Source organism: Phytohabitans aurantiacus (assembly GCF_027923225.1).
GTDB classification, from domain to species: Bacteria; Actinomycetota; Actinomycetes; order Mycobacteriales; family Micromonosporaceae; genus Phytohabitans; species Phytohabitans aurantiacus.
Map to the genome: position 1 here is coordinate 401089 of NZ_BSDI01000007.1, position 22149 is coordinate 423237.

18 protein-coding genes are annotated in these 22149 nt (G+C 71.7%); 7 read left to right on the plus strand and 11 right to left on the minus strand.

The genetic code is table 11. The annotated features are described in order from the left end of the window. Positions 1-67: 67 nt before the first annotated feature. Complete coding sequence (locus QMG73_RS09480) at positions 68-1153, plus strand: epoxide hydrolase family protein (protein ID WP_281893829.1); 1086 nt, start codon at positions 68-70, stop codon at positions 1151-1153. Between the two features lie 120 nt (positions 1154-1273). On the opposite strand, the gene QMG73_RS09485 is transcribed toward QMG73_RS09480, so the two are convergent. Both QMG73_RS09485 and QMG73_RS09490 read right to left on the minus strand, forming a co-directional pair. Continuing rightward, positions 1274-2140 (minus strand): LLM class F420-dependent oxidoreductase, encoded by an 867-nt coding sequence (locus tag QMG73_RS09485; RefSeq protein WP_281893830.1) that lies wholly within the window; start codon positions 2138-2140, stop codon positions 1274-1276. A gap of 11 nt (positions 2141-2151) precedes the next feature. Beyond that, a complete protein-coding gene (locus QMG73_RS09490; protein ID WP_281893831.1) occupies positions 2152-2694 on the minus strand; it encodes an SAM-dependent methyltransferase in 543 nt (180 codons plus the stop codon). A gap of 90 nt (positions 2695-2784) precedes the next feature. On the opposite strand from QMG73_RS09490, the gene QMG73_RS09495 reads away from it, so the two are divergent. Beyond that, positions 2785-3417 carry a trimeric intracellular cation channel family protein gene (locus QMG73_RS09495; RefSeq protein WP_281893832.1) on the plus strand — a complete coding sequence of 211 codons (633 nt, stop codon included), beginning with the start codon at positions 2785-2787 and terminating at the stop codon, positions 3415-3417. Here the strand turns inward: QMG73_RS09495 and QMG73_RS09500 are convergent. Further along, positions 3414-4334, minus strand: coding sequence for an SDR family NAD(P)-dependent oxidoreductase (locus tag QMG73_RS09500; RefSeq protein ID WP_281893833.1), 921 nt, complete (start codon positions 4332-4334; stop codon positions 3414-3416). The genes QMG73_RS09495 and QMG73_RS09500 overlap by 4 nt on opposite strands. 55 nt (positions 4335-4389) lie before the next feature. On the opposite strand from QMG73_RS09500, the gene QMG73_RS09505 reads away from it, so the two are divergent. After that, positions 4390-5001, plus strand: coding sequence for an acyl-CoA-like ligand-binding transcription factor (locus QMG73_RS09505; protein WP_281893834.1), 612 nt, complete (start codon positions 4390-4392; stop codon positions 4999-5001). Between the two features lie 7 nt (positions 5002-5008). Then, positions 5009-5392, plus strand: a complete 384-nt coding sequence (locus QMG73_RS09510) for a PPOX class F420-dependent oxidoreductase (protein ID WP_281893835.1) — start codon at positions 5009-5011, stop codon at positions 5390-5392. A gap of 28 nt (positions 5393-5420) precedes the next feature. Here the strand turns inward: QMG73_RS09510 and QMG73_RS09515 are convergent, their stop codons facing one another. The 4 genes from QMG73_RS09515 to QMG73_RS09530 form a co-directional block, all read right to left on the minus strand. Beyond that, positions 5421-6683 carry a PHB depolymerase family esterase gene (locus tag QMG73_RS09515; RefSeq protein WP_281893837.1) on the minus strand — a complete coding sequence of 421 codons (1263 nt, stop codon included), beginning with the start codon at positions 6681-6683 and terminating at the stop codon, positions 5421-5423. A 47-nt stretch (positions 6684-6730) separates the two neighbouring features. Beyond that, a complete protein-coding gene (locus QMG73_RS09520; protein ID WP_281893838.1) occupies positions 6731-8503 on the minus strand; it encodes an ABC transporter ATP-binding protein in 1773 nt (590 codons plus the stop codon). Beyond that, on the minus strand, positions 8500-10317 hold the full coding sequence (locus QMG73_RS09525; RefSeq protein ID WP_281893839.1) for an ABC transporter ATP-binding protein: 1818 nt from the start codon (positions 10315-10317) through the stop codon (positions 8500-8502). The genes QMG73_RS09520 and QMG73_RS09525 overlap by 4 nt, the downstream gene beginning before the upstream one ends. A 136-nt stretch (positions 10318-10453) precedes the next feature. Further along, entirely contained in the window at positions 10454-11473 is a 1020-nt protein-coding gene (locus QMG73_RS09530) for a LacI family DNA-binding transcriptional regulator (protein WP_281893840.1), read from the minus strand. Positions 11474-11665: 192 nt separating this feature from the next. On the opposite strand from QMG73_RS09530, the gene QMG73_RS09535 reads away from it, so the two are divergent. Then, on the plus strand, positions 11666-12820 hold the full coding sequence (locus tag QMG73_RS09535) for an ABC transporter substrate-binding protein (protein WP_281893842.1): 1155 nt from the start codon (positions 11666-11668) through the stop codon (positions 12818-12820). 46 nt (positions 12821-12866) lie between these two features. On the opposite strand, the gene QMG73_RS09540 is transcribed toward QMG73_RS09535, so the two are convergent. The 4 genes from QMG73_RS09540 to QMG73_RS09555 all read right to left on the minus strand — a co-directional run bounded on the left by QMG73_RS09540 (position 12867) and on the right by QMG73_RS09555 (position 16919). Continuing rightward, entirely contained in the window at positions 12867-14021 is a 1155-nt protein-coding gene (locus QMG73_RS09540; protein WP_281893843.1) for a DUF418 domain-containing protein, read from the minus strand. Between the two features lie 69 nt (positions 14022-14090). After that, the gene (locus QMG73_RS09545; RefSeq protein ID WP_281893844.1) at positions 14091-14546 is read right to left on the minus strand and encodes a MarR family winged helix-turn-helix transcriptional regulator; all 456 of its coding nucleotides are present in this window, start codon (positions 14544-14546) and stop codon (positions 14091-14093) included. Beyond that, entirely contained in the window at positions 14543-15772 is a 1230-nt protein-coding gene (locus QMG73_RS09550) for an FAD-dependent oxidoreductase (protein ID WP_281893845.1), read from the minus strand. Before QMG73_RS09550 ends, QMG73_RS09545 begins: the two co-directional genes overlap by 4 nt. 10 nt (positions 15773-15782) lie before the next feature. Beyond that, on the minus strand, positions 15783-16919 hold the full coding sequence (locus QMG73_RS09555) for an MFS transporter (RefSeq protein WP_407676775.1): 1137 nt from the start codon (positions 16917-16919) through the stop codon (positions 15783-15785). Between the two features lie 150 nt (positions 16920-17069). Between QMG73_RS09555 and QMG73_RS09560 the strand changes: the two genes are divergently transcribed. Both QMG73_RS09560 and QMG73_RS09565 read left to right on the plus strand, forming a co-directional pair. Then, positions 17070-20108, plus strand: coding sequence for an AfsR/SARP family transcriptional regulator (locus tag QMG73_RS09560; RefSeq protein ID WP_281893847.1), 3039 nt, complete (start codon positions 17070-17072; stop codon positions 20106-20108). A gap of 31 nt (positions 20109-20139) precedes the next feature. Beyond that, complete coding sequence (locus tag QMG73_RS09565) at positions 20140-21813, plus strand: S8 family peptidase (protein ID WP_281893848.1); 1674 nt, start codon at positions 20140-20142, stop codon at positions 21811-21813. Positions 21814-22149: the final 336 nt, after the last annotated feature.

Consider the following 22149-nt stretch of genomic DNA (forward strand, 5'->3'; position numbering starts at 1 on the left):
CCAACGATTCTGTTATCGTTAGTCGCACAAACGTTTATGTGACGAACGATTCTCCGGAGGCAAGGCGATGATCAAGCCGTTCCGCATCGACATCCCCCAGGCCGACCTCGACGACCTGACCGACCGGCTCTCCCGCACCCGCTGGCCCAACGAGCTCGACGGCGCCGGGCACGACTACGGCTTTCCGCTGGCACGGCTCAAGGAATTGGCCGAGTACTGGCGCACCGGTTACGACTGGCGCGAGCACGAGGCCAAGCTCAACGAGCTTCCGCACTTCACCACCGAGATCGACGGCCAGCACATCCACTTCGTCCACGTCCGGTCCCCGAAACCGGCCGCGCTCGCGCTGATCCTCACCCACGGCTGGCCCGGATCGTTCCTGGAGTTCCTCGACGTGATCGAGCCGCTCTCGCGCGACTTCCACCTGGTGATCCCCTCGATCCCCGGTTACGGCTTCTCCGGACCGACCCACGAACGCGGCTGGGACGTCGGCCGGGTCGCGCGGGCCTGGGCCGAGCTGATGCGGCGCCTCGGATACGAACGTTACGGCGCGCAGGGCGGCGACTTCGGCTCGGGCATCTCGACCGCGCTCGGCGCGGTGGCGCCCGAACAGGTCGTCGGGGTACACGTCAACTACCTGCCGACCCGGCCGGCCCCGGACGCCGGCATCGAACTGTCCGAAAGGGACGATGCCCGGCTGGACAAGGTCCGGCACCTGATGGCGAACCGCCCGCCGTACCAGGCTCTGCAGGCCACCACCCCGCAGACCATCGGGTACGCGCTGACCGACTCGCCCGTGGGCCAGCTCGCCTGGATCGCCGAGCGCTTCGCACAGTGGACAGACCCGCGCACGCCGGTCAGCGACGAGCGGATGCTCACCAACATCTCGCTGTACTGGCTCACCGCCACCGCGGCCTCCTCCGCCCGGCTGCACCGCGAGACCCCTCGGGGCGGCGTCGCGCCGTGCCGGGTCCCGCTCGGCGTGGCGGTGTTCGCACACGACATCACTCAGTCGGTGCGCCCCCTGGCCGAGCGGCTGTTCGACATCAGGCACTGGTCGGAGTTCGAGCGCGGCGGCCACTTCGCCGCGATGGAGGTGCCGGACCTGCTCGCCCAGGACATCCGGGACTTCTTCCTCACCCACGTCGGGTGACAGGGTGGTGGGATTTGAGCTACCGCGACGTCCGCCGGGCGCAAGACCGCTGCTCCCGCGGCCTCACCCTCCGCACCCAGTCACGCTCACCCCGTTGACCGCGCGCCGCGTCGCGGTAGCTCAGATGGTGTCGACCCTGGGCACGACTCGTTCGGCGAGTTGCTGCGCGAACTCGACCGGGTGCCGGTCGGGCATCGTCTGCACCTCGGTCACGCCGAGCCTGGCGTACTCGGCCACCTCGGCGACGAAAGCGTCCACATCGGGCAGTGGCGGGCGCGTGACGAGCACCGTCTTCTCGATGGCGTCGTAGTCGCGCCCTTCCGCCTCGCAGTGTCCACGCAGGACGTTCAGCTTGTGCGCCACGTCGGCGGGGGCGGTGCCGAACACGTTGCACGCGTCGGCGTACCGGGCCGCGAGCAGGAGGGTCTTCCGCTCACCGCCGCCACCGATCATGATCGGCGGGTGCGGCCGGCTCAGCGGCGCGGGCACGCACAGCGTCTCGGCCAGCTGGTAGTGCTTGCCCTCGAACGGGCCGTTGTCGTCGCTCCACATCTGCCGGCAGATGCGCAGCGTCTCCTCCAGCCGCTCGAACCGCTCCCCCACGGGCACGACCGGCACGCCCAGGCCGCGCTGCTCGCGCTCGTACCAGGACGCCCCGATGCCCAGCCGGGCCCGGCCGCCGGACAGCACGTCCAGCGTCGTCACGATCTTGGCCAGAAGCCCCGGGTACCGATACATCACGCCGGTGACCAGCAGCCCGAGCGTCATCCGCTCGGTCCGGCCCGCCAGATAGCCCAGGGTCGTGTAACCCTCGAGCATCGGCTCGTCGGCCGACGCCATGCCTTCCATCTGGAAGTAGTGGTCCATGACGGTGAACGACGAGACGCCCGCCTGCTCCGCGATCCGCGCGGTCTCGGCCAGAGCCGGCGCGATCTGCGTCGCGTCGGCCGGAGTGGTGTAGTTCCAGTAGTGCAGTCCGAGTTTCATCGTTTCGGACGCTACAACTTCGAGCGCACTCGAACGCAAGCCTTCATGCACACCAGGGCCATCGAACGGCTGGACGTGGCCATCGATACGGACGTGTCGAAGCCGTGCTCGGTGAGGAACGGCGCGATCCGGTCGGCGATCGCGGCGGCGCGCGAGGCGTCGGGCGGCTCGTAGAACAGGTACATGGCGCCGCCGGGCTTCAGCAGCCGCCTGACGATGTCGAGCTCACGCGCCGAGGAGCGGACCCAGAAGAGGTTCACGTTGACCGCGAACACCTTGTCGAACCGCTCGCCTTCGAGGTTCGCCGTGTCCAGCGGGGCGGCTTGGAAGACCACCTTGCCGGCGGTGACGTTGGCCTCGTTGCGCTGCTCGGCCTGCTTGACCGCTGTGATGGACCGGTCGATGGCGGTGACGCGACCACCGTCCAGCCGCTCGCAGATCAGCGACACGGCGCTGCCGCGGCCACAGCCAATCTCCAGAATCCGGTCAGTGGGACGGATCCCCAACGTCTCGACGGCCCACCTGATGCGCTCTGGAATGGATTTGACCCGCACGGATCGAATCTACCGACCTCCGCGCCGCTCGTCGTTCGGGATCCCGCGATGCGACGGCCGCGCTCACCACCGGCGGGCGACACTATGACCATGTCAGCGGACATGGTCATCAACGTCCTCGAACTGATCGGCCTGTACGTGTTCGCCACGTCCGGCGCCCTGATGGCCATCCACAAGGACTTCGACGTCGTCGGGATCGTGGTACTGGCCATGCTGACCGCGCTCGGTGGCGGCATCCTGCGCGACCTGATCATCGGAGACATACCGCCGGCCGCGTTCACGAACGCCAACTACCTGATCATCCCGCTGATCGCCGCGGTGGTGACGTTCTTCGTCCACCCCGTCATGCGGCGGCTGGCCTTCACGGTGCTCGTCTTCGACGCCGCCGGGCTCGGGCTGTTCTGCGTCACCGGCACCCTCAAGGCGCTGGATTTCGGTCTCGGTTCGCTGCAGGCGGTGCTGCTGGGCATCACCACCGCCGTCGGGGGCGGGGTCCTGCGGGACATCACCGCCCGTGAGACGCCCGCGCTGGTACAGGTCGACACCGACCTGTACTCGATACCCGCAGCGGCCGGCGCGACCCTCGTGGCGGGCGCCCACCACACCGACCTGCCGATGCCTGTCGTGGCCACCTGCGCGGCGGTGATGGTGTTCCTGTTCCGCATCGTCGCCATGCTCCGCCACTGGACCGCGCCACGCGCCTGGACCCGCAACGGCGGTTAATCTTCAAGCGGGAACCGCACTCCGGTGAGCTGCTCAGACACGGCCCACAGGCGGCGCTGGACGGCCTCGTCGTGGGACTGCTTGCTGGAGGCGACCACGCGGGGGTGTCCCCGGTTTTCGCGCCAGCCGTCGGGCCCGTAGTACTGGCCGCCGAGCACCGCCGGGTCGGTGGCGGCCCGCAGCGTGGGCAGTGCGCCCATGGCCGGCCCCTGGGTGAACAGCGGCATGACCGCGGGCAGGACCAGGCGTACCGGACCCGGCAGGTTGCGGACGAGCTCGGTGGCGGCCACGCCCGGGTGAGCGGCGACCGCGATGGTGCCGCCCAGCGGGGCGACGCGCCGCTGGAGCTCGTACGTGAACAGCAGGTTGGCCAGTTTGGACTGCCCGTAGGCCGCGACCCGGTCGTAGGACCGCTCGGACTGCAGGTCGTCGAAGCGGATGCCGGCCCGCACGCGGTGCGCCATGCTGCTGACCGTGACCACCCGCGAGCCGGGCACGGGCAGCATCAGGTCGAGCAGCAGCCCGGCGAGGGCGAAGTGGCCGAGGTGGTTGACGCCGAACTGAAGCTCGAACCCGTCACGGGTGGTCCGCTTCGGCGGGGTCATGATGCCCGCGTTGTTGATCAGCAGGTCGATCTTCGGGTAGCTGGAGCGCAGCTCGGCGGCCGCCGCCCGGACGGAGTCCAGCGAGGTCAGGTCGAGCCGCTGGATCGCCAGGTCGGCACCGGGCGCCTGGGCGACGATGCGGTCGGCGGCCTGCTTGCCCTTCTCGACGTCACGCACCGCGAGCACCACGCTCGCCCCGTGCTCGGCGAGGACCCGTGCGGTCTCGAAGCCGAGGCCGGTGTTGGCGCCGGTGACGACCGCCACGCGGCCGCGCTGCTGGGGGACATCTAGCTCGGTCCATTTATCGCTCATGGGTGCCACCATACGCCCGAAGTGCCACCGAGTGCCAAGTGTGCCTACGAGTGGTATGGTCGACATCATGGTGCACGGCAACCCGATACCCGTCCGCGAACGGACCAGGCGCGCGATGCGCGCCGAGCTGACACTGCTCGCGCAGGACCTGTTCGCGGCGAAGGGATACGACCAGACCACGATCGAAGACCTGGTGGCGGCCGCGGGGATGTCGAAGCGGACGTTCTTCCGCTACTTCACCTCGAAAGAGGATCTTGTACTGGGCAAGTACGAGCTGCTCGCCGACCGGCTCACCGAGGCGATCACCGCCCGTCCCCGCGAGGAGCCGGTGTGGGAGTCGCTCCGGCGCGCGTTCGACGTCATCGTCGAGTTCTTCGACGACGAGCGGCAGCTGGCCCGCACGCTCGCGATGGAGAAGGTCATCTGCGCCAACCCGGCGCTGAGCGCGGGCGAGCTGGAGCGGATGGCGCGGGCACAGGAGCAGCTCGCCGACCTGCTCCGCGACCGGATGGGGCGCCCATCCCCCGCCGACCCCACCCCGGCCGCCATCGCCGGCGCGGCCCTCTCCTGCCTCATCGCCGCCAAGAAAACCTGGATCGCCACGAGCCAGAGCCGCCCGTTCGGCGAGCTGCTCGACGAAGCCATGGCCGCCCTCAGACCCGCTTAGGAGTCCCATGAACGTCCTCGATCGTCTCGCCGAAGAGAAGTACGTCCTGCTGACCACGTTCCGCAAAGACGGCCGCGCGGTGGCCACCCCCGTCTGGTTCGCCCGCGACGGCGACGCTCTCGCCGTGTGGACGGTCGCCGACTCCGGCAAGGTCAAGCGGATCCGCCGCAGTGGCAGCGTCACCGTCGCTCCGTGCGACTTCCGCGGCAACCCGCACGGAGAAGCCGTCGCGGCACGAGCCACCCTGACCGGTTCGGTCGCCGCCGACGATCACATCCGCCGGGCGATCGCGCGCAAGTACGGCCTCATCGGCCGCATCAGCATGCTCGGCAGCCGCATCCGCCGCGGCCGCAACGGCACAGTCGGCATCCGCATCGCCTTCGCCGACTAGAGATCGCCCGCGCACCCCGTGATCAGGGCTAGGGGGTGCGCTGGGCGAAGAGCCAGTCGAGGATGGCGTCGTTCGGGTACGTGGGAATCCAGGAGCCGTGGCTGAACAGCGGCGTCGTACCGGCCGGAAACGTCGTGAAGATGTGCTTGCTCCCCGACTTGGCCGCCCGCCTGCACGCGTCGACGGCGTACGCCTCCTGGGCGCGCTCCGGTGCCGTGCCCGCCCACTCGCTCCAGGTGACCGGGTGGCCGGCCGCTTCGAGGGCCTTGAAGATGCGGTAGTCCGAACCCGGTGCGTCGTACGCCACGACGGCGTCATCGGCGGAGTGCACGGCCCAGATCGGGAAGTCGCCGAGGGTATCGACCGCCGCCGTCTCGCTGCCCGCGCCACAGACGAGAAGGGCGCCCGCGAACAGGGCTTTGTGCTCGGGCAGCAGGGCCCACGAACCGTACGATCCCATGGACAGCCCGGTCAGGTAGACCCGGTGCGGGTCGATGGCGCGGTTCTTCGCGAGCGTCGTCCGCACCAACTCCAGCACGGCCGCCCGCACGTCGGAGCGCCACCACCCGCCGATTCCCGGGATGCCTTGGGGCGCCTGGGGTGAGAGTACGAAGGCCGGGTGCCGCTCCTGCCGCGCCGGATCCGCGAACGCGACGGAGATCTGGTTGCCGGCGATCTGGGCGAAGTTGTCGGTGCCGCTCTCCCCGAACCCGTGCAGCGTGACCACGAGCGGATACCTGCGACCACGGCGCACCTCGGGCGTGAAGAGGCGGTACGGCAGCGTCTCACCGAAGGTCGCGGCCGCGTAGTCGTCCACAATGGCGTTCCGCACCCCGGCGTTGGTGACGGTGTCGTTGCCCTGCCGCACCTGGTAGGCGCCGGCGAGATCGTAGAAGCGGGTGAACGTCTGGTTGTAGGCGCCGGCCGCGAGCGCGTCGTCTTCGTCCAGTTCCAGGATGACGTACCTGCCGGGCCGTCCACGCTTCGCGAACTCCGGAGCGTCGTTCGGGTACGCGTCGACGATCGTGCGGCCGCCCGTCTGCGGGGCGGCGTCCGGCCGCGTGAGCGTCACCGTGACCTCGAACTCGCTCGCGTCGATCCCGCCCCGGACGACGCCGTCGTACTTCACGGCGAGACCGGTGACCTTGTATCCCACCGGCGTCACCCGCGTGAGCACCGTGGCACCGATCGCACGGGGCTCACGCCCGTGCGCCGCCGCATCTCCCGGGTCCACGACGATCCCCGCCACCACCGTTCCGAGTCCGACACCAAGCATGGTTCGTCTCTCCATGGCTCGGCACGTTACTCCGGCTCGCACATCATTTCACTAGTGAATATCTATGCGACCGACACACCGTACAGGTCGGCGTACCGGCCACCGGCGGCCAGCAGTTCGTCGTGGGTACCCTGCTCGACGAGCCGTCCCTTGTGGAGCACGAGAATGTGGTCGGCGCCGGTGACGGTGGAGAAACGGTGCGAGACGATGACGGTGACCGCACCGGTGCGGGCGGCCAGCTTCCTGGCGCGCACCAGGTAACGCTGGAAGATGTGGTGCTCACTCGGGGCGTCCAGCGACGCGGTGGGCTCGTCGAGCACGAACAGCAGCGGGTCGGCGCGCATCGACGCGCGGGCGAGCGCCGTGCGCTGCCACTGGCCCTCCGACAGTTCCACCCCGTCGAACGGGCGCCCGAGTTGGGTGTCCAGCCCTTCGGGCAGCCGGTCGACGATGGTTCGCGCGTCGGCGGCTTGTACGGCGTCGGCGATCCGGTCGGGGTCGTCCACATGCGACAGGTCTCCGATGCCCACGGTCTCCCCGAACCGGATGTGGAAACGGCCGAAGTCCTGGAAGGCGGCGCTGGTGCGGGCCCGCCACTCCACTGTGGCCAGGTCGTCGAGGTCCACGCCGTCGACCTCGATCCTGCCCCGGTCGGGCCGGTACAGCTTGGTCAGCAGTTTGACCAGCGTGGTCTTGCCCGAGCCGTACTCGCCGACCACGGCGACGACCGTGCCGGCCGCCAGGTGGCAGCTGACCTCGTCGAGCGCGGGCCGGCCGGTACCGGGATACGTGTAACCGACACCGTCGAGGGTGATGCCGGCGCGCAGGCTGTCCGGCGGCGTACGGCCTCCGGTGGTGTTGGCGGCCGCCGCGTAACCGCGCAGCCACAGCAGCGGCTCGACCAGCGTGCGTCCGCTCATCGCGTGCCCGACCGCGAAAAGCGTGTCCTGGATGGCGTTTCGCAGCGTCATGGCGACGGTCACCGCGAGCACGAGGTCACCGGCGCTCGCCTCGCCGCGCGCGGTGCGGTCGATCAGCAGGAGCAGCCCAGCGGTGAAGCCGCCGGTGAACAGCGTCCAGCCCGCCAGTGTCCACAGAGCGGACCGTATCCGGGCACGGAACCGGCCGCTGACCGCCGCGTCCCACGCCTGCCGCTGGCGCCGGGCGATCTCCGGCCCGGCCCCGCTGACCCGCAACTCCTTGCCGCCGGCCGCCGTTGTGGCGAGGTTGAACAGGTGGCGCTGCAACCGGAACGCCTCGGCCGTATCGATTTCGGCGTCCACGATGGACCGCCGGCCGCGCTGGTCGAACCACAGTGGAGCGGCGGCGAAGCCGAGCAGGAGCAGCAACCATGGGGTGACCGCCGCCAGCAGGGCCAGCAGCAGGCCCAGTCGCAGCGCGTCGCAGACGGCGACGACCGCCTGCCAAGGGGCGTGGTTGAGCCGCCAGGCGGTGCCGCGCAGCACGGTGACCCGATCCAGCAGGTCGGTGCGTTCGAGGTGGTCCAGGCCGTCGAGCCGCGCGAGCTGCTCCTCGATGTGGCGGCGGATGTGTAGCGTACCGATCCGGTCGCCCAGCATGGTCTCCAGCGTGTACGCGAGGCTTCGCAGGTACAGGCCGACGGCGTACGCGATCGCCGCGACCGCCGCGCTGGCGGCAGCGGCCCGCGGATCGCGCCGCACGATCCCGTCGACCGCTTCGCGCAACGCGAGCGCCAGCGCCGGCGTGGTGGGCACGGCCGCCAGGCACAGCGCCACCAGCCCGGCGGTCGCCAGCGGTCGCAGCCGCCAGTTCAGGGCCAGCAGCTCGGCCAGCAGCCTCAGGTACCGGATCACGTCAGCTCACCCTCTTCGAGCCGGTCGTCGAAGCCCCGCTGGAACCGTCGCGCCTGGATGGCGAACATGGTGGCGTAGGTGCCACCGGCGGCGATGAGCTCCTCGTGCGTGCCGTCCTCCGTGACCCGGCCGCCGCTGAGCAGCACGATGCGATCGGCTCTGCGCACTGTGGACAGCCGGTGCGAGATCAGGATCACCGAGGCGCTGCCGCGGTGTGCGGCGAGCCTGGTGAACACGTCGAGTTCGGTGCGCACGTCCAGGTGCGCGGTCGGTTCGTCCAGTACCAGGACCTGGGCGCCGGTGCGCATCGCGTACAGCGCGCGGGCCAGGACCACCTGCTGCCACTGGCCCCCGGACAGGTCGACGCCGCCGTCGCGGGTACGCGCGAGCGGTGTGTCCCAGCCGGCCGGCAGCCGCGACACCACCTCGTCGAAGCCGGCGTCGCGGGCCGCCCCGACGACCGCCGCCATGTCGGGTGCGGTGAGGGCGTTGCCGAGCGTCACATTGTCGGCCGCGGAAAGGTGGTAGCGCACGAAGTCCTGGAACACCACCGACAGGCGTGCCCGCCAGGCCGCCGTGCCCAGGTCCGCGATGTCGACGCCGTCGGCGGTGACGCGCCCGGCGGTCGGTTCGTACAACCCCGCGAGAAGCTTGATGAGCGTGGACTTGCCGGCGCCGTTGACACCGACGATCGCGAGCAACTCGCCCGGCCGCACCTCCAGATCCAGGCCATCGAGTACCGGTGACGCGCTGCCCGGGTACCCGAAACTCACGCCCTCGAAGCGGACCGTGGGCGGCCCGCCAGCCGGTGTGGACTTTTCCCGCTGGACGGCTTTGCCGTCCGCCAGCTCCATGCGCAGGCGGGTGAACGCCTGGACGCAGGTCGTCGCGTTGATGGTGGCCTGCGGGGCGCCGTCGAACGCCTCGAAGACGCCCGTGCCGGCGACCAGCGCCGCCGCGGCCACCGCGATCGACGCGCCGCCGCTGGCCGCGTCGAGGGCCACGACGACATACACGATCCCCAGTGGAACGAGCACCGCCACCAGCTGGCGCCAGGTCGCACCGAGGATCCGCCGATCCACCGGCCACAGTGGATCATAGGCGGTCCGCAGGTGCCCGTCGATGCGGTCGATGGCCCAGCCGCCCAGCCCGAAGACCCGGATCTCCTTGCCCTCGGCCGGCGACACCAGGGCGTCGGACCACATGTCCGCGCGCATGCTCGGACCGAGCACGTGCCGCCACACCCGCCGTCGCTGAACGCCCTCGTGCCAGCGCAGTTGATGCAGGACCAGCGCCGCCGCGATGAGCAGCGGCACGGGCCACCACGCGTACGCGGCCAGCACCAGCGAGGCACCGACCAGCGCCAGCGACCGGCCGATCAGGTCGAGTTGGGCGAGCACACCGGCGCCGGGCGTACCGTCCATGAAGCTCTCCGGGTCGGCGCGGGCGGTACGGATCAGCGCCTGGATCTCGGGACGCTCCAGCGCGTCGATCGTCGGGCTGCTCGCGGCGAGCCGGGACAGCTCGGCCCGATGCCGCCCGTCGATGCGCGCCTCGGCCAGATAGGACAGTGGCTCACGCACCGCGATCAGGACGTGCCCGGCGAGCAGCAGCAGCGCGTACGCCGACAGCGGAGCCACGGCGTCACTGGCGTCACCGCCGGTGAGCCGGTCGATGAGCCAGCCGACCGCCGCCGCGGTCGCGGCCGGCAGCGCGCTCAACAGCAGTGTCAGGACGATGAGCGCGGTCAGCGGTGCCGGACCGGCCCACGGAAGTCGGGCGAGCAGCTCGATGCGCTCACGAAGGCGTGACAAGAGAACTCCCTGGACAAACGGGCGAGCCGCGGCGCGCTTCGGCACCGCGGTCGTCGATGGCGTTGGCCAGGGGTCAGTTCATGGGTCGCAGCGTCTCGGATCCGCACGCGGCCCGCAAGTGAATTTGCCGGGCGGGCTATCGGGCGGGTGGAGCCGTGCTCTGCCGGATGGTGAGCGTGGTCGCCAGCTCGATTCCGGTCTGTGGGTTCTCCCCGCGCCCGAGCGCGAGCGCCATCTCGGTGGCGGCGGAGGCCATCTCGAACAGTGGCTGGTGGACAGTCGTGAGTGGAGGGTCGAGCAAAGGAGTGATCGGCAGGTCGTCGAAGCCCACCACGCTCAGGTCGTCGGGGATGCGCAGCCCGAGCGAGCGGGCGGCCTGGTAGACACCGAGCGCCTGCAGGTCGTTGGCGGTGAAGATGGCGGTGGGCGGCTGGGGCCGGTTCAGCAGGTCGAGCGCGGCGACCTGCCCGTCCTGCTGGGTGAGGTCGGTGCGCGTGATGAGGCCCGCGTCGACCGGCAGGCCGGCGGACTCCAGAGCGGCCCGGTAGCCGTCGAGCCGGGCCCGGCAACACAGCGCGTCGTCCGGGCCGCTGATCATCGCGATGCGGCGGTGCCCGAGCCCGATCAGGTGGCGGGTGGCCGACCGGCCGCCGGACCAGTTCGTCGCGCCGACGAACGGCACGTCGTCGGGCAGCTCCATGGTGGGATCGAAGACCACACAGGGGATGCCACGGGCGCGCAGCCGGTTACGCTGATCCTCCGACAGGTGTGCGACGGTCACCACGCAGGCCGGGCGGCGGGCGAGGGTATCGTCGATCCAGTACCGGATCGTGCTGCGCTCCGGGCCGAACTCGGTGAGCACGACACCGAGGCGGTGCTCGCGGGCCACCCGCTCGACGCCGCGGATGATCTCGACTCCCCACATATGCTCGAGCTGGTCGAAGACGAGCTCCATCGTGGTACTGCGTTGCACGGCGCTCGACTTGCGATACCCGTACTGGCTGATCAGCGCCTCGACGCGAGCGCGCGTATCGGCCGCCACGCCGGAGCGGCCGTTGATGACCTTGGACACCGTCGGGACCGACACGCCCGCGCTCTCCGCGATGTAGGAGATGGTGACCGGCCCGGCCGCGTGCTCATGCGGATGCTCAGACACGCCGCTCCCTCCCCGGATTCGTCCCCCAGACGTTACCGCTGCCCCCCTCCCCCCGTCGATCAATGGCGATGGCGCACGCGGCGCGGGCCCGCGAAGGCGAGCCCGCGACCAAAGCCGCCAAACTCGGAACAAAGTGGATGAAAGTCGGTTAGCTTCCTGCTGGGGATTCCCCTCAGAGAGGACCGGGGGTCAATGGGCAGCTTCAGCAGGCGAGGAGTGCTCGGCGCGGGCGCACTTCTGGGCGCGAACGTGCTCGGCATGTCGATCGGATCGGACGCGCAAGCCGCGCCGGCCGAAGGCGCGCCGGCCGAAGGCGGCGGGCAGGAGGAGAAGAAGTCGCTCGACGAGCTGTACGCCGACGCGCTGAAAGAAGGCGGCCAGCTCATCGTCTACGCCGGCGGCGACACGCCAACCCAGCAGGACGGCACCAAGGCCGCGTTCCTGTCGCGCTTTCCCGACATGAAGCTGACCATCGTGGTCGACTACAGCAAGTACCACGATGCTCGCATCGACAATCAGCTCGCGACCGGCACGCTCGTGCCCGACGTGGTCCAGCTCCAGACGCTTCAGGATTTCACCCGCTGGAAGAAGGCGGGTGTGCTGCGGCCATACAAACCGGCCGGCTTCTCGGCGGTACACAAAGGACTGAAGGACCACGACGGCGCCTGGGTGGCGATCGCGGTCATCGCTTTCAGCTATGTCTACAACGTCGCCGCCGTGGGCGGCGCGCCACCGGCGTCGCCGCTGGATCTGGTCGCCCCGCGCTGGAAGGGCGCCATCGCCTCGTCGTATCCGCACGACGACGACGCGGTCCTGTACCTCTACAAGCTCTACACGGAGGCGTACGGCTGGGACTGGGTGGCGAAGCTAGCCGCGCAGAACGTCCAGTTCGCTCGCGGCAGCAACAGCCCCGCCGTCGCGGTCACCGCCGGCCAGAAGGCGGTCGGTGTCGGCACCTCCGGCACGCCGATCACGTCGCCGACCGCCACCACGCGGTGGGTCGTCCCGCCCGGCGACCACCCGTTCATGTCCTGGGGTCAGCGCGCGGCGATTCTGGCCGGCGCCAAGCACAAGGCCGCCGCCAAGCTCTACATGAACTGGGCGATCTCCAAGCCCGTGCAGCAGAACTCCTTCAATGGCTGGTCGGTGCGCACCGACGTTACGCCGCCGAGCGGGCTCAAGCCGATCTGGAAGTACCGGAACGGGCACTTGGACGGGTTTCCGCGCTTCATGGCCGACCGTGCCGACGTCGAGCGCTGGAAGCAGACCTTCGCGCTGTACTTCGGCGAGGTTCAGGGCGCGCCCACGCCGGGCTCGCTCGGCCTACACCCCGGCGCCGCCGCATGATCAGGGCGTCCCTCAAGTAGTCCTAGCTACTTGAGGGACGCCCTGATCACGGGTGGCGGTAGGTGACGCGGCGGACGAGCCGTTCGAACGGGCCGCGGTTGCCGGCGCGGCGCATCCGGTCGGCGAGCACGACCGTCGCGATCCAGGTCGCGGTCGCGAGCAGCGCCGTCGTGGCGACCGTCAGCGTGCCGGACAGGTCGAGCAGGAACGGTGTGAACGCCAGCGCCCACACGATCGACTGGGCCAGGTAGCAGGTCATCGACCGCTGGCCGGTGGCGGCGACCGCGGTGACGATCGGGCCGCGCCGCTGGCTCAGCCGGTCGGCCACCAGCGTGATGAGGGCGGCGTAGCCGAAACCACCCAGTACGCCGGTCGCGTCGTGCAGCGGGCCGATCAGCTCCAATGTGGACGCGTCCGGCACGCCTGTCACGCCGGCGAGCATCAGGGACACCGGCTGCGCGCCCAGCACGGCGGCGCCGATCCCGGCGATCGCCGTCGCGGTCAGCAGCTTCCGGTACCGTTCCGGCCGCTCCAGTATCCGCAGCCGCCCGGCGACCAGTCCAATGAGGAACGGGCACGCGAACCCGATCGGGCCCAGCAGCATGATGAACGGCTGCACCCCGATCCGCGACGAGAACATGGCCGACAGGTCCGGCGGGAGCGCCGAGGCGTCCGGAGCCGCGCTCGATGTGGACAGTGACGCGCCGGAGGGCAACGCCGTCAGCAGGAAGAAGAGGGCCGCCAGGATCACCAGCCAGCGGCCGCGCCACCGCACCGCGAAGGCGCCGAAGAACAGCAGGACGCCGTACGCCGCCAGGATGTCACCGACGTACAGGAGCATGGCGTGGGCGAACCCGACCACCACCAATACCAGGCTGCGCCGCCACAGCAGCCGGCGCACCGGCCACTTCCCGAGCGCGTCGTGGCGGCGCACGATCTGGGCGACGCCGTACCCGAACAGCAGGCCGAACATCGGAAAGGCTCGCCCGTCGACGAACGTGGCGATCGTCCACGTGACCGCCGAGTCCACAGTCGAGCCGTCCCGCGGGTACCCGCCCAACACGGAGCCTCCGGTCAGGAAGTAGTGCGAGTTGGCCAGCGCGATGAACAGCAGCATGAACCCGCGCGCGAGGTCGGGCCCCAGCGCTCGTTCCGTTACGGCGGTCGGTCCGGGTATCCGCACCTGCGAACTGGTCGTCATGCCAGGCAGTCTGCTGAACCGACCACCGCCAGCACGTCGGCACAAGGTCGACGGCAATACGACCATCGGCTATGAATCGCGCGAAACGATCTCGGCCCGGTAGATCTCGCTCATGCGGTCGTAGTGCCGGGCGAGCAGGCGCAGCTCCGCGGTGCTGTACTCGTCGACGAGCCGCCCCACCCGCTGGCCGAACGACGCGAACAGCGCACGGCCGTCGTCGAGGCGTTCCGGCACGGGGGTGACGACGACGCGCCGCCGGTCGGCGGGGTCGCGACCGGAGGTGACGTAGCCGGCCTGTTCGAGGCGCCGGATCATGCTGGTGATCGCCCCGGTGGTGAGGTTCGTCTGCTCAGCGAGTTGGCCGGCGGTGGCCGAGCCGGTGTCCATGAGGAAGTCCAGGCACTCCATGTCGGTGACGGTGAGGCCGAGCTTGGCCGCCAGCGCGTGCCGGAACAGCACCGACAGGCGGGACGACTCCCGCCCGGCGCGCATGAACTCGGCGAGCGCCTCTTCGCGGTCGGTCATGCTGTCTCGCTCACTGTGTCTGCGACGGTGACCCGGTGCAGCCTAGGCAGCACGCGGGTCATCAGCCACTTCTGGAATCCGCCGGTGGCGGTGATCCGGCGCATCATGCGCGCCGAACGGTCGACGGCGTCGAAGGCGTACCGTGCCATCTCGTCCTGGTAGGCGGCGATGGCACCGGCTACCGGGCCGCCGCTGGCGTGGGCGGCGGCCAGCTTCGCGCCCAGCAGCGCGGCGTCGCGCAGCGCGGTGTTGCCGCCGTGCGCCCCGAACGGTGGCATGGCGTGCACCGCGTCGCCGATCAGAGTCGCCCCCGCGAGCGGCCACCGTGCGGGGCGGCTGCCGACGGCGAAGCTCGTCAGGATGGTGGCATCGTCGTCGGCGCCCTCGACAAGGCGGCCGACCAGCGGGTGGAACCCGGTCGCCAGCCGCGCGGCGGCCGCCCGCGGGTCTCCGGTCGGGGCTTCGCCGCGGCGCAACACCAGGCCCCACATCACGTAGTCGTCGCCGGCGGGCACGAACCGGCCGGGCGCGGCGCTGGCGAACGCCGCCACGGGCGGCTGCCCGAACCGCATCGTGGTGAGGAAGAACGCCCGGCCGGGCTCGTCTCCGATCGCCAGTACCCCGCTCTTGCGCAGCGCGTCGGGGATCACGTCGCGTCCGCCGCGCACCAGTGGGGTGCGCCCGTAGATGCCCGATACGCCGCTGTCGGCCGGGTCCGCGCCGGGCGCGATCCGGGACCGCAGCGCCGACCCGATACCGTCCGCTCCGACCACCACTGTGGACCGTGCCGAGCCGCCGTCGGCGAACCGCAGCACCAGCTCCGCACCGTCGGGCTCCACGGCGACGGCGCGCTTGCCGTACTGGACCCGCTCGTCCAGCCCGATCAGCAGGATCGACCGCAGCAGCTGCCGGTCCATCTGGCGACCGCCGTCCGGGGTGGCCGGGAAGGTCAGCTTGATCGCGTCGCGCAGCCGCGCGTCGGTGATCCGGAAGTATCCGCCGGGCTCACCGCCCGTAGCCAAGGCCAGCCGGTACAGCTCGGCCGGCAGGCTGTCGCGCAGCGCGGCCAAGCCGTCCGCGTCGACCGTGATCCGGTATCCCTGGCGCCGCGCGAACGGCTCCGGATCGGCCTCGTACACCCGCACGTCGATGCCGGCACGCAGCAACCGCTGTGCCAGGCACAGCCCGCCCAGCCCCGCTCCCGCGATGGTGACAGTCAGCTCCATGCGGATTATCTTAATCGCTAAGATAACTCTCCGCAACGGGTCTCGTGGTGCGCAGGATCACCAGGGCGACCACCTGCGTGACCGCGACCACGACCAGGAGGGCGGTGCGGGACTGCTCGTACAGGGCGCCGACGGCGACGCCGCCGGCCAGCGCGCCACCGCCCTGTACGGCGGCGAAGATCCCGTAGGCCGTCGCCCGGCGCGGCCGCGGGACGAGGTCGGCCACGAACGCCTTGACGGTGGAGTCCTGTACGCCCACGGCGGCGCCCCAGAGCAGTACGCCGGCCGCGGCGAGACCCAGGCCGGTGCTGAACGCGAGCGCGGGGACGACCGCCACCATCACCGGCAGGACCACCAGGATCCGTGGCCCGAGTCGGTCGTACGCCGCTCCGGTGGCCAGTGCCGCCAGGGCGCCTGCGGCCATGGCGGCGGCGTACAGCAGCGGCACCCCGGCCGCCCCGACGACATCGGCCTCGACGAGGTGGTAACCAATCATGCCGAAGGTCACCAGTCCGGCAGTACACAATGCGGATGCCACCGCGAAGCGCGTGAACGCGGCGGGCAGCGGCGCCGCGACCTCCTGGCCGTCGCTTGTGGACCGCCGTGCGGGCGCCGCGACGGTGCGGCGCGCGCGGCTCCTGAGGATGGCGAGGAGGAGCACGGCCACCGCGCCGGGCACGGCCAGCACGGCGAGGCCCGGCCACAGCCGCCCGGCGGCAGCGGCGACGACCGCGGCCACCAGCAGCGGGCCGGCGAACGCGCCGATCTGGTCCAGCGCCTTGTGTACGCCCATCCCGCGCCCCATGCCCACCTGGCTGGCGGCGTCGGCCAGCAGCGCCGACTTCGCCGGACTGCGCACCGCCTTGCCCAGCCGCTCCGCCAGGATCAGCACCGCGGCGACGGCCAGCCCGGCCCCGCCCAGCGCCGGCGTGACCGCGAGCAGCGGCACGCAGACCGCGGTGAGCGCGTACCCCAGGATCGTCAGCGTCCAGTACCGGCGGGTGCGGTCCGCGAGGGGCCCGGACACCAGGCGCAGCAACAGCGCGGCGGCCTCTCCGGCACCGGTGACCAGGCCAACGACCAGCGCGGACGCGCCCAGCGCCCCCAGCAGCGGCCCGTACACCGAACGGGCCCCCTCGTACGCCATGTCTGCCGCTAGGCTGACGACGCCGAACCCGACCACAAGCCGCCACGGCGACGCCAACCTGCTCCGCACCACACCAGCCGACACGACGGATGATCACGAAGTCAAGCCGCGAGTGACGGACAGCAGCCGCGGGAGGCCACCGTTACAGTGATGCGTATCGTTGAGTTCCGCATCCTGGGTCCATTGCAAGTGATCACCGAAGCGGGTCCGATGGCGTTGGGCGGGCGCCGGCCGCGCACGCTGCTCGCGATGCTGCTGGTCCATCCTGGCCAGGTGGTCCCGCTGGACCACCTGATCGACGTGATCTGGGACGGCGATCCGCCGGTGACCGCCAAGCGCCAGGTGCAGAACGACATCTCGACTCTCCGCCGGCGCCTGGACGAGAGCGGCACGGGCCGCGCCACGATCGTCGCCGACGGCCGCGGGTACCGGATCACGCCCCAGCCCGGCGAGCTGGACGCCCAGGTCTTCGCCGGCGATGTCGCGAAGGCCGCCAAGCTGGCCGCCGGCGGCCAGCTGACCGAGGCGGTCGCCGCGCTGCGGTCGGCGCTGCGGCTGTGGCGCGGCCCGGCGCTGCTGGGCATCGCCGGTCAGGCCGTCGAAGCGGCGGCGGCGCGCCTCGACGAGCAGCGGCTCACCGCCATCGAGCAGCGCTTCGAGCTGGAGCTGCGGCTCGGCCACCACGACGAGGTGATCGCCGACCTCACCGAGCTGGTGACCGCGAACCCGTTGCGGGAGCGCCTGGTCGGGCAGCTGATGCTCGCCCTGCACCGCGGTGGCCGGCAGGCCGACGCCGTCCAGGCGTACCACGACCTGCGCCGGCGCCTCGCCGACGAGCTCGGCCTCGACCCGGCCCCGGCGCTGCGGCAGCAGTTCACCGCGATCCTCAACAACGACCCCGGTCTGGCACCGTCCACAGAGGTGGCACCCGCCACGCCGATACCCCGGCAGCTCCCCGCCGACGTGGCGGGCTTCACCGGCCGCCGCGAGCACCTCAAGCAACTCGACGAGCTGCTGCCGGTGCCGGACCAGCGCGACACCGCGATGGTGATCTCGACGATCACCGGCTCGGCCGGCATCGGCAAGACCGCGCTGGCGGTGCGCTGGGGCCACCAGGTCGCCGACCGCTTCCCGGACGGGCAGCTCTACGTCGACCTGCGCGGCCACGCCCCGGGCGAGCCGGTGCGGCCGATCGACGCGCTGGCACAGTTCCTGCGCGGCCTGGGCGTACCGGCCGCCGAGATCCCCGCCGAGGAGAGTGCCGCCGCGGCCCGGTACCGGTCGCTGCTGGCCGACCGCCGGGTACTGGTACTGCTCGACAACGCGGCCGGAGCGGCCCAGGTCCGGCCGATGCTGCCGGCCAGCGCCGGATGCCTGACCCTGGTCACCAGCCGGCACCAGCTCGCCGGCCTGGCAGCCCGCGACGGCGCGCGCCGGATGACCCTGGACGTCCTGGGCGCCGCCGAGGCCCAACTGCTGCTGGAGCGCGTCCTGGGCCGCGACCGGGTGGCCGCCGAACCCGAGGCCGCCACCGAGCTGGCGCGGATCTGTTCCTACCTGCCGCTCGCCCTGCGCATCGCCGCGGCCAGCCTGCTCGGGCGCCCGCGGCGGCGCATCGGGGATCTGGTCGCCGAGCTGCGCCGCGACGCGCTGTCCACACTGGAGATCGATGACGAGGAACCCGGCGTACGGGCCGCCTTCGAGCTGTCGTACCGGGCGCTGCCCTCGGACGCGCGCCAGCTGTTCCGGCTCGCCGGTCACGCGCCCGTGCTTGACCTGACCCCGGACGCCGCCGCCGCGCTCGTCGATACGACGGTGCCAGCGGCCGGCCGCCTCCTGAGCCGGCTCGCCGGCGCCCATCTGTCCACTGAGCACAGTGATGGCCGGTACACCAGTCACGACCTGCTGCGGCAGTACGCGGCCGAGCGGGCTGGCGCGGAAGACACCGCCGAGGAGCGCCGGGAGGCGGTACGCCGGCTGACCGACTGGTACCTGAGCGGTGCCGACGCGGCGGCCACACTCGTCTATCCGGACCGGATGCGGCTGCCCGTGCCACCCGCCACGATCGCCGGGCCGGCCTTCGGCTCAGACGCTGACGCGCTCTCCTGGCTCGACGCCGAGCGCGCCAATCTGGTCGCCACCATCGCGTACACGGCGGAGCATGGCCCCCGGCCGGCGGCGTGGTTGCTGGCCGACACCCTGCGCAGCTACTTCCTGCTGCGCGAGCGGACGGTCGACCTGGCCCGGTCGGCCCGCTCGGCGCTGCGCGCGGCCGAGGCCGAGGACCACCCGCGCGCGCAGGCCATCACGCTGCTGAGCCTCAGCAACCTCGACCACCGCCAGCTGCGGTACCCGGAGGCCATCGCGCACTGCACGCGGGCGCTCGCCCTGGCCGAACGCGACGGCTGGGCGCAGGGGCAGGCCACCGCGCTGGGCATCCTGGCCACCGTGTACCGCGACGCCGGCCAGATCGAACAGGCCGCCGAGGTGTACGGCCGGGCGCTGGCCCTCTATCGCCGGGAGGGTTCGGGCAACGGCGAGGCGCTCACCCTCAACCACCTCGCCCGCACCTACTGGTACCTGGGCCGGTTCGACGAGGCCCTCGACGCGGCCGCCCGGGCGGTGACCCTGCGCCAGCGGGCCGGATCGCGCGAGGGCGAGGCGGCCGCGCTGGACACCCTCGGCGAGATCTGCCACGCGGCCGGCCGGCTCGACGAGGCGCTCGACCACTTCAGCAAGGCACTCACCGTCGCGCGGCAGGTCGGTGACCACGGTGTGGAGGCGTACACGCTGCGCGACCTGGCCGAGGTGCACCGCGATCGCGGCGAACCCCGGCAGGCGCTGGATCTGGCCCGCGCCGCCGTGGCCCAGGCCCGCCGGCTCGGCGCCATCCGGATCGAGCTGGACGCGTTGAACACCCTCGGCTCCGTCCACCACAGCCTCGGCCAGGACCGGGAGGCGATCGCGCTGCACCAGCAGGTACTCGACCTGGCCGGCGAGGGCGGCGACCGGTACCCGCAGATCGAGGCGTTCCTCGGGCTCGCCACCGCGCACCACGGCACCGGCGGCGCGGACCGGGCCGCCGAGTACGGCGAACGCGCGCTCACCGCGGCGGGCCGCACCGGCTTCCGGATCCTCGAAGACCGCGCGCGAGCCATCCTCGAGCACGTCGCGAGCGGCAAGGGCTGACGCCGCAACGCATCGATGGGACCCTGTGTCCATGTCTCTGCCCCGCCGCTGGTGGTCACCGGCGATCGCGCTGGCCGCTTTGGTTGGTTCCCTTGCCGGGCCCGGCACCGCGGCCGCCGCACCCGATCCGGCGCCCCTGCTGGCTGCCACCGGCCGCGTGGTGCCCGGCAGCTACGTCGTCGTCCTCAATGGAGCGCCCGGCACCGCGGCCGCCACGAAGGCCCGCGCCACCGCCGCCCGCGCCGCGAACCTCGGCGCGACGGTCGAGCACCGGTACGGCGCCGCGCTGAACGGCTTCTCCGCCCGGCTCACGAGCGCCCAGCTCGACGCGCTGCGCGCCGACCCGGCGGTGGCATACGTGATGCCCAACCAGCTGGCCGCGTTCCACACGGTGCAGAACCCGCCGAGCTGGGGGCTGGACCGGGTCGACCAGCGCCTGCGGCCGCTGGACAACATCTACGACTACAACCGGACGGGCGCGGGCGTCACCGCGTACATCATCGACACCGGGATCCGGATCGACCACGTGGAGTTCGGCGGCCGCGCCCTCGGCGGCTTCAGCTCCATCAACGACGGCTACGGCGCCACCGACTGCTACGGGCACGGCACGCACGTGGCCGGCACGGTCGGCTCCGGCGCGTACGGCGTCGCCAAGGGTGTCCAACTGCTGGCCGTACGGGTAGGCGACTGCTACGCGTCCACCGACGCGGCCAAGGTCATCGCTGGCGTCGACTGGGTCACCGGCCACCACACCGGCCCGTCCGGCGGCGGCCCGGCGGTGGCCAACATGAGCCTCGGCTTCCCGACGTACGCGCCGCTGGACACCGCCGTCGCCAACTCGATCGCCTCGGGCGTCACCTACGTCGCGTCGGCCGGCAACAGCAACTCCGACGCGTGCTTCGTGTCGCCGGCGCGCCTGCCGCAGGTCATCACCGTGGGCTCCAGCGACGTCACCGACGACCGCTCGATCTGGTCGAGCTGGGGCGGCTGCGTCGACCTGTTCGCGCCCGGCAGCAACATCACCTCCACCGGTATCGCGTCCACCACCGCGTCGCTGCCCGCCTCCGGCACCAGCATGGCCAGCCCGCATGTGGCCGGCGCGGCGGCCCTGTTCCTGGAGCGCAACCCGGCCGCCACACCCGCCGAGGTGGCCGCCTGGGTGACCGACAACGCCACCACGGGCATACTGACCAACCCCGGCCCCGGCTCGCCGAACCGCCTGCTCTACGCCAACGGCCCGGGCACGCACGCCGCGATGACATGGCGAGTCAAGGAGCAGCGCCCCGACGGAATCGTCCTGGCCGGCTCCGACGACCTGACCAACGCGTACCACGGCGACACCCCGGCGACCGCCTCGCTGCCGATACTGTGCCTGCAGGTCACCGAAGCCGGCGTGCCGGCCGGCATCACGCCCGACCAGTACGCGGGCTGGTCCCGCGGCAACCTGGCCCTGACACCGCCGGTGCCCGGCACCCAGCTGAGCAGCCTCACCGAAGCCAACCGGGTCTGCGCGACCGCGCTGGGCGGCGGATGGCGGATGGCCGAGTTCCACGACGGCTGGTACACGCGGGCGTGGCCCTTCCCCCGCCCGGTGCCCCCGATAACCCAACGCAGCGGCTGGAACCTCTGGGGCTACGGCACCCTCCCGTCGACCACCCGCTTCTGGGCCCACATCAACGACCAGCCCGCAAACCCCTGGTCCTAACACCCCCGTCCCCCACCCGCTCCCCGCGCGCTCCGCTCCCCCGCGCGCTCCCCGCTCCCTCTCCGCGCGCCTCCGCTCTCCGCGCGCCTCCGCTCCCCGCGCGCCTCCGCTCTCTCCGCCCGCCCGCTCTCCCCGCGCCTCCGCTCCCCCGCGCGCTCCGCGCGCCGCCCACTCTCCGCGCCGCGCCGGGCGTGGCGACACGCCGTGCCGGGCGCGCGGCGGCGTCGGGGAAGGGGACGGGCGCGGCAGGGGTGGCGGGCGACGGCGCGGGGACAGGTCGTGGGCCGCGTGGTGGATGGGTTTGGAGGGTTTCTACAAGTTTTGTTGTCTCGTGGT

Excerpts from the sequence above, each read along its gene's own strand:
- QMG73_RS09510 (WP_281893835.1), top strand. The coding sequence starts at position 5,009 with ATGAACGTCCTCGATCGTCTCGCCGAAGAGAAGTACGTCCTGCTGACC.
- QMG73_RS09505 (WP_281893834.1), top strand. The coding sequence starts at position 4,390 with ATGGTCGACATCATGGTGCACGGCAACCCGATACCCGTCCGCGAACGG.
- QMG73_RS09565 (WP_281893848.1), top strand. The coding sequence starts at position 20,140 with ATGTCTCTGCCCCGCCGCTGGTGGTCACCGGCGATCGCGCTGGCCGCT.
- QMG73_RS09535 (WP_281893842.1), top strand. The coding sequence starts at position 11,666 with ATGGGCAGCTTCAGCAGGCGAGGAGTGCTCGGCGCGGGCGCACTTCTG.
- QMG73_RS09540 (WP_281893843.1), bottom strand. The coding sequence starts at position 14,021 with ATGACGACCAGTTCGCAGGTGCGGATACCCGGACCGACCGCCGTAACG.
- QMG73_RS09495 (WP_281893832.1), top strand. The coding sequence starts at position 2,785 with ATGTCAGCGGACATGGTCATCAACGTCCTCGAACTGATCGGCCTGTAC.
- QMG73_RS09555 (WP_407676775.1), bottom strand. The coding sequence starts at position 16,919 with ATGGCGTACGAGGGGGCCCGTTCGGTGTACGGGCCGCTGCTGGGGGCG.
- QMG73_RS09485 (WP_281893830.1), bottom strand. The coding sequence starts at position 2,140 with ATGAAACTCGGACTGCACTACTGGAACTACACCACTCCGGCCGACGCG.
- QMG73_RS09550 (WP_281893845.1), bottom strand. The coding sequence starts at position 15,772 with ATGGAGCTGACTGTCACCATCGCGGGAGCGGGGCTGGGCGGGCTGTGC.
- QMG73_RS09500 (WP_281893833.1), bottom strand. The coding sequence starts at position 4,334 with ATGAGCGATAAATGGACCGAGCTAGATGTCCCCCAGCAGCGCGGCCGC.
- QMG73_RS09545 (WP_281893844.1), bottom strand. The coding sequence starts at position 14,546 with ATGACCGACCGCGAAGAGGCGCTCGCCGAGTTCATGCGCGCCGGGCGG.
- QMG73_RS09560 (WP_281893847.1), top strand. The coding sequence starts at position 17,070 with ATGCGTATCGTTGAGTTCCGCATCCTGGGTCCATTGCAAGTGATCACC.
- QMG73_RS09515 (WP_281893837.1), bottom strand. The coding sequence starts at position 6,683 with ATGGAGAGACGAACCATGCTTGGTGTCGGACTCGGAACGGTGGTGGCG.
- QMG73_RS09480 (WP_281893829.1), top strand. The coding sequence starts at position 68 with ATGATCAAGCCGTTCCGCATCGACATCCCCCAGGCCGACCTCGACGAC.